The organism is Phenylobacterium sp. (assembly GCF_004799395.1).
Classification (GTDB): Bacteria; Pseudomonadota; Alphaproteobacteria; order Caulobacterales; family Caulobacteraceae; genus Phenylobacterium.
On the sequence record NZ_SSMZ01000246.1, the window covers coordinates 1 to 10,023 of the forward strand.

Below are 10,023 nucleotides of genomic sequence, written 5' to 3' on the forward strand. Positions count from 1 at the left end.
CGACAAAACTCAGCAGCACGAAGGCGAACTCCCCGCCCTGGGCCAGGCCCACGGCGGTGGTCAGCGCGATGCGAGGCGGGGTGCGGAAGAGCCGCGCCGACAGGTACATCGCCAGCGTCTTCAACACGATCAGACCGCCGACGGCCGCGGCGATCACCAGCGGATGTTTCATCACCAGGCCGAAATCCAGGCCGGCGCCGACGGTGATGAAGAAGAGGCCGAGCAACAGTCCGCGGAAGGGTTCGATGTCGGTTTCCAGCTCCTGGCGGAACTCGCTCTCGGCCAGCACCACCCCGGCCAGGAAAGCGCCGAGCGCCGGCGACAGGCCGACTTCCTCCATCAGAGCCGCCACCGCCACCACCAGCAGCAGGGCCGAAGCGGTGAATATCTCGCGCAGGCGGGCGGCGGCGATGAAGCGGAACAGCGGGCGGGTCAGGTAGCGCCCGAAGCCAACCACCACGGCGACTGCACCCAGCTGCGCGGCCACACGGCCCCACATGGGCAGGGCGCCGATCAGGTTGACCCCGTGCGCCGGCGCCGCGGCAGGCGCGCCGATCGGAGCCAGCAAGGGCAAGAGTGCGAACAGCGGGATCACCGCCAGGTCCTGGTAAAGCAGCACCCCGAACGAGGCTTCACCTACTGGGCCTTGGCGCACGCCCTTCTCCTCCAGGCTCTGTAGGACGATGGCGGTGGACGACAGCGCCAGGATCAGGCCGGTGGCGACCCCCAGCCGCCAGTCGAGACCGAAAGCCAGCGAGCCCGCGCCCACCAGGGCGGCCGTGCCGAGGAGCTGGGCCGTGCCCAGCCCGAAAATCGCCGTGCGCATCCGCCACAGAAGCGCCGGGCGCACCTCCAGCCCGATCAGGAACAGCAGGATCACCACCCCGAACTCGGCGAACCTCAGGACGTCGCCTTCCGGACCCACAAGGTCGAGCGCGAAGGGTCCAACCAGGACGCCGGCGATCAGATAGCCCAGCACCGAGCCCAGGCCGAGCCGCTTGGCGATCGGCACCGAGACCACGCCCGCCGCCAGGTAAACCATCGCCTGGACGAGGAGGGAGTAGCCGTTCATCGCTGCAAGGCTTCCATGTCGGCCATTTGGATCATGGAGGCAGGCTGGGCCGGTCTTGACGAGTCTTTTTCAAGCTCGCGACGGCTTCCCCCGTTTCCAGATGCTGCGTTGCGGCGTAACAGGGCGGCATGGCCAGCAAGACAGTGAACAGCGCCGTCGACGCCCTCGCGGGCGTGCTCTTCGACGGCATGACCATCATGGCGGGCGGCTTCGGCCTCTGCGGCATCCCGGAGAACCTGATCGCGGCGATCCGCGAGGCGGGGACGAAGGACCTGACGGTGGTTTCGAACAACTGCGGCGTCGATGATTTCGGCCTGGGCATCCTGTTGGCCGGCGGCCAAATCAAGAAGATGATCTCCAGCTACGTCGGCGAGAACAAGCTGTTCGCCGAGCTCTACCTCTCCGGAAAGTTGGAACTGGAGTTCAACCCGCAGGGCACGCTGGCCGAGCGCATCCGGGCCGGCGGGGCCGGCATTCCGGCCTTCTTCACCAGGACCGGCGTCGGCACCCTAGTGGCCGAGGACAAGGAAGTCCGCGAGTTCGACGGCGAGCACTACGTGATGGAGCGCGGCCTGACCGCCGACCTGGCGATCGTCAAGGCCTGGAAGGGCGACCACGCCGGCAACCTCGTCTATCGGGAAACCGCGCGGAACTTCAATCCGATGATGGCCACCGCGGCCAAGGTGACCCTGGCCGAGGTCGAGGAACTGGTCGCTACGGGCAGTCTCGACAAGGACAACATCCACACGCCGGGCATCTACGTGGACAAGCTCTTCAAGGGCGCGGTCTTCGAAAAGCGCATCGAGCAGCTCACCACTCGCCCGAAGGAAGCCGTCTGATGGCCTGGACCCGCGAACAGATCGCCGCCCGCGCCGCCATGGAGCTGCGCGACGGCTTCTATGTGAACCTCGGCATCGGCATTCCGACGCTGGTGGCCAACTACATCCCGACTGGCGTTGAGGTGACCCTGCAGAGCGAGAACGGCATGCTGGGCATGGGGCCGTTTCCTTACGAGGGCGAGGCCGACGCGGACCTGATCAACGCCGGCAAACAGACGATCACCGAGCTTGCGAGCTCGTCCTATTTCTCCAGCGCCGACAGCTTCGCCATGATCCGCGGCGGCCACATCGATCTGTCGGTCCTCGGCGCCATGCAGGTCGCGGCAAACGGCGACCTCGCGAACTGGATGGTGCCCGGCAAGATGGTCAAGGGCATGGGCGGCGCCATGGACCTGGTGGCCGGCGTCAAGCGGGTGGTCGTGGTCATGGAGCACTCTGAGAAGTCCGGCGCGCCCAAGCTGGTCAAGGCCTGCACCCTGCCGCTCACCGGCCAGGGCGTGGTCGACCTGGTGATCACCGAACTGGGCGTGTTCGACGTCAGCCGAGGCAAGTCGCCGCTCAGCCTGGTCGAGCTGGCCCCCGGCGTGACGGTGGACGAGGTGACGGCCAAGACCGAGGCCGAATTCGCTGTGAAGGTCTAATTTCTCCGCCAAGACGCACAAACCGCGCGCCTGTAACTATCCTGGGTGTGATCGCGTATACTGAGGCGACCGACATGCTTGCCAAGGGTATCTCGACTCCATGAAAACCCGACTTTTCGCGGCCATCGCCGCCTCCGCCCTAATCTGCAGCGCCGCGCCGATGGCCCAGGCGGCGACTCCGGCTCAGGCCCTGCCCGCGCCCAAGGTCGACGTATCGCTGCCCGCAGCCGGCCAGACGGAGACCGCCGTACTGTCCGGCGGCTGCTTCTGGGGCGTCCAGGGCGTGTTCGAGCATGTGAAGGGCGTGAAGAAGGTCTACTCCGGCTATTCCGGCGGCCCGGGCATAGCGGCGCAGTACGAACTGGTCAGCACCGGAACGACCGGCCACGCGGAATCGGTCCAGATCACCTTCGATCCGCAGCAGATCAGCTATGGCGAGATCCTGCGGATCTTCTTCACGGTCGCTACCGATCCGACCCAGCTCAACATGCAGTTTCCGGACGAGGGGACGCAGTATCGGGGCGAGATCTTCTACGCCACGCCCGACCAGAAGCGCGTGGCCGAGGCCTATATCAAACAGCTGAATGACGCCCACGTGTTCAAGAAGCCGATCGCCACGCGCGTCGACCCGCTGAAGGGGTTCTTCAAGGCCGAGGACTACCACCAGGACTACCTCACCCGGCACCCCGAACAGCCCTACATCGCCACCTATGACCTCCCCAAGGTGGCCATGCTGCGCGAGGTGTTCCCGGATCGCTACGTCGCCAAGGCGAATACCGTGTTCCCGGCGGACCAGTCCAAGGCCCAGCCGACGAGAACCGCCCGGGCTTTCTAGAACGCCGCACGTTCAGGGCTGTGTGGGCGAAGGTTCCGAGCTGGCGCCTGCCGCCTTGCCGAAAGCGCCGACCGCCGGCGACCATTCGGGCGTCGGATAGCCGGTCTTCGGATCGCGCGGTTGCGGCCTGAAGCCTGAACCCACGAACGTCTCCAGGTTCCGCTCGCGCCCTCGGCCGAGGAAGACGTCGTCCAGCTCCTTGCCGGAGGTCGAGGCGAAGTCGCGGGCCATCTCGGTGTCGAACCAGCCCTCGATCGCCACCAGCAGCACCCGCTGGCCGTCGGCGGGGGTGAGCGGCGCCGAGGCCTCGGCCTGATTGCCGGCGCCGGTTCCCCGGATCCAGATCTTCAACGGGGCCGCCAGCGGCTCCCTGAAGTAGTCGCGGCCGTAGTAGGCCAGGCCGTAATAGAGGAAGCGGTTGTTGACCGCGATGGCGCTCAGGCCCGCCGGGGCCTCAGCGCGGGCCCTGCGCACCACGATCTCGGCGGTCTGGTCCCAGCCGCGGGCCCGCTTGAGACTGTTGGACTGGCCAAGGCTGTCGGCGAGCTTCGGTTGCAGAACGAGCGCTATGAAAGCGGCCACGACCAGGCCCTGGATCACAAGCGCCGAGATGAGGGTGCGTCGCGCGCGCCAGCGGAGCAGCCAGGCGGCCACCAGGATCGCGCCCGGCAGGTAGCTCGCCCCAGACCAGTTGGCGTTGGCGCGGCTGACGAAGGCCTGGACGGCGACGATCAGGATCGGCGGGGCCGTGAAACACAGGAGCAACACATCCGCCGCCTCGAGGCGCCGCCGCCAGGTCAGGATCGCCCCGCCCCCCACGAGCACCGCGAATGGAATGGGCCCGAAGACGGCGAACTGCTCGCCCAGGAACCGGCCGAGCTCCTTGAGGTTGAACAGCTGTCGCCCGGCCCAGTGTGCGTCCGCCGCGGTGTGTTGCAGGGTGGCGAATCCGTGGGCGGCGTTCCAGGCGAGGTTGGGCGCCAGGACGAGGGCGAGGCCCCCGGCTGCGAGGCCTGCTCTGCCCGCCGTCCACACCCGCCGCGCCGACGGCGACAGGGCCAGGTGCAGTCCGACGCCGATCAAGGCGTAGACGGCCGCGTACTTACTGAGGAAGGCCAGGCCCAGCGCCGCGCCGAGGCCCGCCGCCAGCAGCCAGCGGCTGCGCCCCTCGGCCTCCTGCAGGGCGACGTAGACGCCCAGCGCCACGCCAAGGAAGAACAGCAGCGGCGCGTCGGTGGCCACCACCGTGGCGGAAAGTTGGATCGCCGGGGCCAGGGCGTAGAGGGCGGCGCCCGCCAGGCCGACCTTCGGGCCATAGAGCCTGCGTCCGATCCAGAATGCGCAGAGCGTCGCACCCGCCTGGAACAGCACCGCCGGCAGCCGCACCCACGGCTCGCTGTCCCCGCCCAGGGCCGTGGAAGCCCAGATCGCCCAGGCGATCATCGGCGGCTTGGAATAGTAGCCGAACGCCAGGCTGCGGGACCAAAGCCAGTACTGCGCTTCGTCGGGATAGAGCTCCAGAGGTGTACGGAAGAGCGCGATCACCCGCAGCAGGGTCAGGCCCGCCACCAGCCAAAGGGCCGCGCGGCTGTCGGCGTCCAGCTCCGTCGAGCGCCGGGCTTCAGATATCCGTGGGCCAATCATCGGGCGGGACCCTAGCGGCAACGGAACGCCCACAGGAGGGGCGCCGGCGCCACACATGTCAGCTTCCTGCTGCGACCAAGCGCCACCGTAGCAAAACCGTCACCCTAGGCTGCGATTTACGCGATATAGGCTAAATCAAGACAGCGGAGTCGTCTGGGGTGACGGCTTCGGGGGCTCCTAAGAGGGGATACTATGAAACTCAAACTGAACCGCGCCTTATGCGCGAGCACGGCCTTGGCCACGGGCCTGCTTCTGGCGTCGAGCGCCCTGGCCCAATCGACCGCCACGCAAATCCAGGAGCTGGTCGTCACCGGCGCGCACGGACAGCCGAATGTCGCGGGTGTGATCACCCAGGTCCAAGAGGCCAAGGACGAATCGATCGTCAGCCATGAGTTCTTTGCCCACCAGCAGGCGGGCCAGAATTTCGCCCAGCTGATCAATCTGTTGCCCGGCGTGAACTACACCTCGGAAGACCAGACGGGTAACCTCTCAGGCGACCTGCGCATCCACGGTTTCGATGGCGCCCATATCGGCATCACCATCGACGGCGTGCCGGTGAATGATACGGGCAACTACGCGTCCTATCCGGGCGAGTACCTGACGCCGGAAATCACCGACCACGTCACGGTCAACATGGGCGCGACCTCGGTCGACAGCCCGACGGCCTCGGCGGTTGGCGGCACCGTCGACCTGGTGTCCAAGATCCCGACCAAGGACCGTGAGCTGATCATTCAGCCCACCGTCGGCAGCAATAACTTCAGCCGCTACTACGTCGAGGGCGATACCGGCGAGGTCGGTCCCTGGGGCACGCGCATCCTCCTGGCCGGCAACTACGATTACGCCGACAAGTGGGTCGGCGCCGGCAGCCTGATGAAGGAAGGTTTCGACGCGCGCATCTATCAGCCGCTGAAGGGCAGCGACTTCATCAGCCTGGCCACCAGCCTGGTGGTGGAGCACGACTACTTCTACCAATCCTCCTCGCCATCGCAGTTCGCTCAATTCGGCAAGAACACCCTGGATTACAATACCCAATGGGTCGCCCCGACCGCCCGCGCCGGCGTCGTCGACACCCCCGCGACCGGCAATGCGATCGCGCCGGGTCAGGAACAGGGCGCCGGCTCCAGCGGTACGGGCTACGACGGCAACTTCTGGGGCCTGCACCCGAACCCGGATATCTTCGGCACGATCCGCGGCCAATCGAAGTTCTCGCTGGGCGACAAGGTGACCTTCACCTTCGACCCGTCGTTCTTCTACACCCTGGCCAATGGGGGTGGCGTCACGGCGCTCAGCGAATCCGACCCGCGGCTGATCGGCAACAAGACCGGCTCCAAGGGCGTGGACCTGAACGGCGACGGCGACACGCTCGACACCGTCGACGTCTACAGCCCCAGCAACACCCAGACCCATCGCTACGGGATCAATTCCTCGCTGCTCTACGACATGGACGAGCACAACCACTTCCAGCTCGGCTACACGCTCGACTACGGCATGCACCGCCAGACCGGCGAGATGGGCTTCATCAACCCGGCGACGGGCTTGCCCGGCTCGATCTACGGCGGCCTCGGCTCGACTCCGATCACGACGGCGGACGGAAGCATCATGCGCACCCGCGACCGGCACTCGATAGCGGAACTGAACCAAGTAGCCGTAAACTACATCGGCAAGTTCATGGACGATAAGCTGCACTTCAACATCGGAGTCCGCGACCCGTTCTTCAAGCGGGACCTGCAACAGTTCTGCTATACCTACAACGGCACCAGCGCCTATTGCGACACGATCGATCCTACTCTGGTCCAGGCTGCGTACAACGCCGGCGTCGCGGCGGGCAACACCAACGCGTTGTCGACCCTGCTGTTCGGCAAGACCGGTTCGATCTCCTTCAGTCCCGACACCAAGACGCCGAACTTCCGGATGCCGTTCTCGCAGACCTTCAAGTTCAACAAGGTCCTGCCGAACGCCGGCGTTAGCTACCGCATCAACGACGACCAGCTGATCTACGCGACCTACGCGGAAGGCTTCTCGGCCCCGAAGACCGACGACCTCTATTCGTCGACCACCGCGGTGGTGCAGCCCGAAACTTCCGAAAGCTACGCCGCTGGCTGGCGCTACCAATCGACCGTGCTCACCACGTCGTTCAGCGCGTGGGACGTGCAGTACAAGAACCGGATCGTTCAGTCCTATGATCCGACCGACCCGACGCTCAGCATCGACCGCAATATCGGCGACGTGCAGATCTACGGCCTCGACCTTGAAGCCGGCGTTCACCTGTTCGATCACTTCTCGCTCTATACCAGCGCGGAATTCTCCAAGAGTGACGTGAAGAGCAACGAAGTCGTCGCCACCGCCGGCGCAGTCGCCCTGGCCCTGCCGACCGCCGGCAAGGAACTGGTGTTGACGCCTGACCGGCAGTTCTCGGCCGATGCGCGCTACGACTTCGGCTGGATCGATGTCGGCAGCTCGGTGAAATACACCTCCAAGCGCTACATCGACGACATGAACACGGCGAGCATGCCGGACTCGACGATCGTCGACTTCGACGCCCGGATGCCGATCACCTGGTGGGGCGCCCAGAACACCTACCTGCAGTTCAACGTCTTCAACCTTACCAATACGCGCCAACCTTTCCGGGTGTCTTCGGTCACGAACGCGAACCCGGTCGTCTTGACCCCTACGGTGACCAAGGCGGCGGCATCCTACTTCTATTACTACGACGCGCCGCGGACCCTGTCGGTCACGCTGCACGCGCAGTTCTAAGCCCGAGCTTCCGGGTTCGAGTTCGATGGGGCGGTCCGGCGACGGGCCGCCCCTTTCGTTTGGGCGGTCCGCAGCGCGCCCTTGACGGCCCGGGTCGCGCAGCCCATCTGCGCGCGTCCTTTGGAGTCAGGCATTCGAATGACCGTCACCGTCCCCGCCGAATGGGCGCGCCACCGGGCCATGTGGCTGGGTTTCCCCAGCCATGCGGAGCTGTGGGAGGACGACCTGGCGGCCGCTCAGGCCGAGGTGGCCGCCTTGGCCCGCGCGCTCGCCGGGCCGGGCGGCGAGCGGGTTCGGCTTATGACCGGCACGCCGCAGGGCGCGGACGAGGCGCGGCGGCTGCTCGGCCAGGCCGCCGAGGTCGAGATCGTCACGGGCGCCTTCGGGGACATATGGCTCAGGGACACCGGCCCGATCTTCGCGCAGGGTCCGCAGGGGCTGGTCGCGCAGGGGTTCCGCTTCAACGGTTGGGGCGGCAAATACCAGCTGCCGAATGACGATACGGTCGCCGGCCAGATCGCCGCCGCGTCGGGGACACCGCTCAACGAATTCGGCTTCATCCTGGAAGGCGGGGCGCTGGATCACGACGGCGACGGCACGATCCTGACCACCGGCCAGTGCCTGCTGAATTCCAATCGCAATCCGGATTGGAGCGAGGCCGACGCGGAGGCTGCCCTGGCGCAGGCCCTGGGCGCGAAGAAGGTGCTGTGGCTGGGCGAGGGCCTGGCCAACGACCACACCGACGGCCATGTGGACAACCTGGCGCGCTTCGTGGCGCCCGGCGTGGTCGCCTGCCCGGTGGCCTTCGGGCGCGGCGACCCCAACGCCAAGGCCTATGACGACGCAGCCCGGCGGCTCGCCGGCATGACCGACGCGGCGGGGCGGCGGCTGAGCGTAATGCGCATCCCCTCGCCGGGCTGGATCGACGGCGCCGACGGCAAGGCCGCGCCGGCGAGCCACATGAACTTCCTGATCGCCAACGGCGCGGTGATCGTGCCCCTCTATGAGGACAGGGCCGGCGGTTTCGCCGTCCAGGCGCTGGAGCACCTGTTCCCCGGTCGCCAGGTGATCGGTCTGCCCTCGTCGGCGATCCTCACCGGCGGCGGCTCGTTCCACTGCATCAGCCAGCAGGAGCCCGCCTGATGACTCGGCCAGAGACCCGGAAAGTCGCCGTCGCGGCCCTGCAGGCGAGCTTCGGCCTGGATCTGGACGCAAATATCTCCCGCACCGCGGAGCTGATCCGCGAGGCCGCCGGCCGCGGGGCCCAGGTGATCCTGCCGCCGGAGCTGTTCCAGGGCCCCTACTTCTGCGTCGCCCAGGAGGAGCGCTGGTTCAAGCAGGCCCATCCCTGGCGGGAGCATCCCTGCGTCAAGGCGCTGGCGCCGCTGGCCGCCGAGCTGGGCGTGGTCCTGCCGATCTCGATCTTCGAGCGCGAGGGACCGCACTACTTCAACAGCCTGGTGATGGCTGACGCCGACGGTTCGCTCATGGGCGTCTATCGCAAGAGCCATATCCCCGACGGGCCGGGCTATATGGAGAAGTACTATTTCCGGCCCGGCGACACCGGCTTCAAGGTCTGGGACACGCGGTTCGGGCGCCTGGGCGTCGGCATCTGCTGGGACCAGTGGTATCCGGAAGCCGCGCGCGCCATGACCCTGATGGGCGCCGAGGTGCTGCTCTATCCCACCGCCATCGGCTCGGAGCCGCACGACCCCAGCCTGGACACCGCCGCGCCGTGGCGCAGGGCGATGCAGGGCCATGCGGTTTCCAATGTCATCCCGGTCGTGGGCGCCAACCGCACCGGCTTCGAGCCCTGGGAGAACTATCCCGGTGGCGGGCAGCTATTCTATGGCTCCAGCTTCATCGCCGACCATCGCGGCGACCTGGTCCAGGCCTTTGGGCGGGAAGACGAGGGTTCGCTGGTCGCCGAGTTCGACCTCGATTTCCTGGCCACCCATCGCGCCGCCTGGGGTTTCTTCCGCGACCGGCGGCCGGACCTCTATGGCGCCTTGACCCAAGGGCGGCCCGCTTGATCGAGCCGGTCTTCATCGAGACGGGGCGCCTGATCCTGCGCGCCTGGACCGCGGCCGACCGTGAGCCCTACGCCGACATCATGGTCCATCCGGACGTCGGCCAATGGCTGGGCGGCCCGTTCAGCCGCCAACAGGCCTTTGAGCGGGTCGACCGTTTCACCGCCAGCCTGGCCGAGACCGGGTTCGGGCGTCTGGCCATCGAGCG

General features: G+C 66.9%; 9 protein-coding genes. 7 read left to right on the plus strand and 2 right to left on the minus strand.

From position 1 onward, the window contains the following. Positions 1-1,072: monovalent cation:proton antiporter-2 (CPA2) family protein (locus E8A12_RS15695; protein ID WP_293370473.1), on the minus strand; the 1,072-nt coding region annotated here is incomplete at its 3' end. A 128-nt stretch (positions 1,073-1,200) separates the two neighbouring features. On the opposite strand from E8A12_RS15695, the gene E8A12_RS15700 reads away from it, so the two are divergent. The 3 genes from E8A12_RS15700 (at position 1,201) to msrA (ending at position 3,387) form a co-directional block, all read left to right on the plus strand. Further along, entirely contained in the window at positions 1,201-1,911 is a 711-nt protein-coding gene (locus tag E8A12_RS15700; protein ID WP_293370475.1) for a CoA transferase subunit A, read from the plus strand. Beyond that, entirely contained in the window at positions 1,911-2,552 is a 642-nt protein-coding gene (locus E8A12_RS15705) for a 3-oxoacid CoA-transferase subunit B (protein ID WP_293370477.1), read from the plus strand. Before E8A12_RS15700 ends, E8A12_RS15705 begins: the two co-directional genes overlap by 1 nt. A 100-nt stretch (positions 2,553-2,652) precedes the next feature. Then, positions 2,653-3,387 (plus strand): peptide-methionine (S)-S-oxide reductase MsrA, encoded by a 735-nt coding sequence (msrA, locus tag E8A12_RS15710; RefSeq protein WP_293370479.1) that lies wholly within the window; start codon positions 2,653-2,655, stop codon positions 3,385-3,387. Between the two features lie 12 nt (positions 3,388-3,399). Here msrA and E8A12_RS15715 read toward each other — a convergent pair whose 3' ends face one another. After that, positions 3,400-5,031: a glycosyltransferase family 39 protein gene (locus E8A12_RS15715; protein ID WP_293370481.1), complete on the minus strand. Its 1,632-nt coding sequence runs from the start codon at positions 5,029-5,031 to the stop codon at positions 3,400-3,402. Between the two features lie 192 nt (positions 5,032-5,223). Here E8A12_RS15715 and E8A12_RS15720 point away from each other — a divergent pair, with 192 nt between their 5' ends. From E8A12_RS15720 to E8A12_RS15735, 4 genes are all read left to right on the plus strand, one after another. After that, positions 5,224-7,785, plus strand: a complete 2,562-nt coding sequence (locus E8A12_RS15720) for a TonB-dependent receptor (RefSeq protein ID WP_293370483.1) — start codon at positions 5,224-5,226, stop codon at positions 7,783-7,785. Between the two features lie 138 nt (positions 7,786-7,923). After that, positions 7,924-8,928, plus strand: coding sequence for an agmatine deiminase family protein (locus tag E8A12_RS15725; RefSeq protein WP_293370485.1), 1,005 nt, complete (start codon positions 7,924-7,926; stop codon positions 8,926-8,928). Then, positions 8,928-9,818, plus strand: coding sequence for an N-carbamoylputrescine amidase (aguB, locus tag E8A12_RS15730; RefSeq protein ID WP_293370487.1), 891 nt, complete (start codon positions 8,928-8,930; stop codon positions 9,816-9,818). The genes E8A12_RS15725 and aguB overlap by 1 nt, the downstream gene beginning before the upstream one ends. After that, positions 9,815-10,023, plus strand: a 209-nt coding sequence (locus tag E8A12_RS15735) for a GNAT family N-acetyltransferase (RefSeq protein WP_293370489.1), incomplete at its 3' end; no start/stop codon positions are given. The genes aguB and E8A12_RS15735, both read left to right, overlap by 4 nt.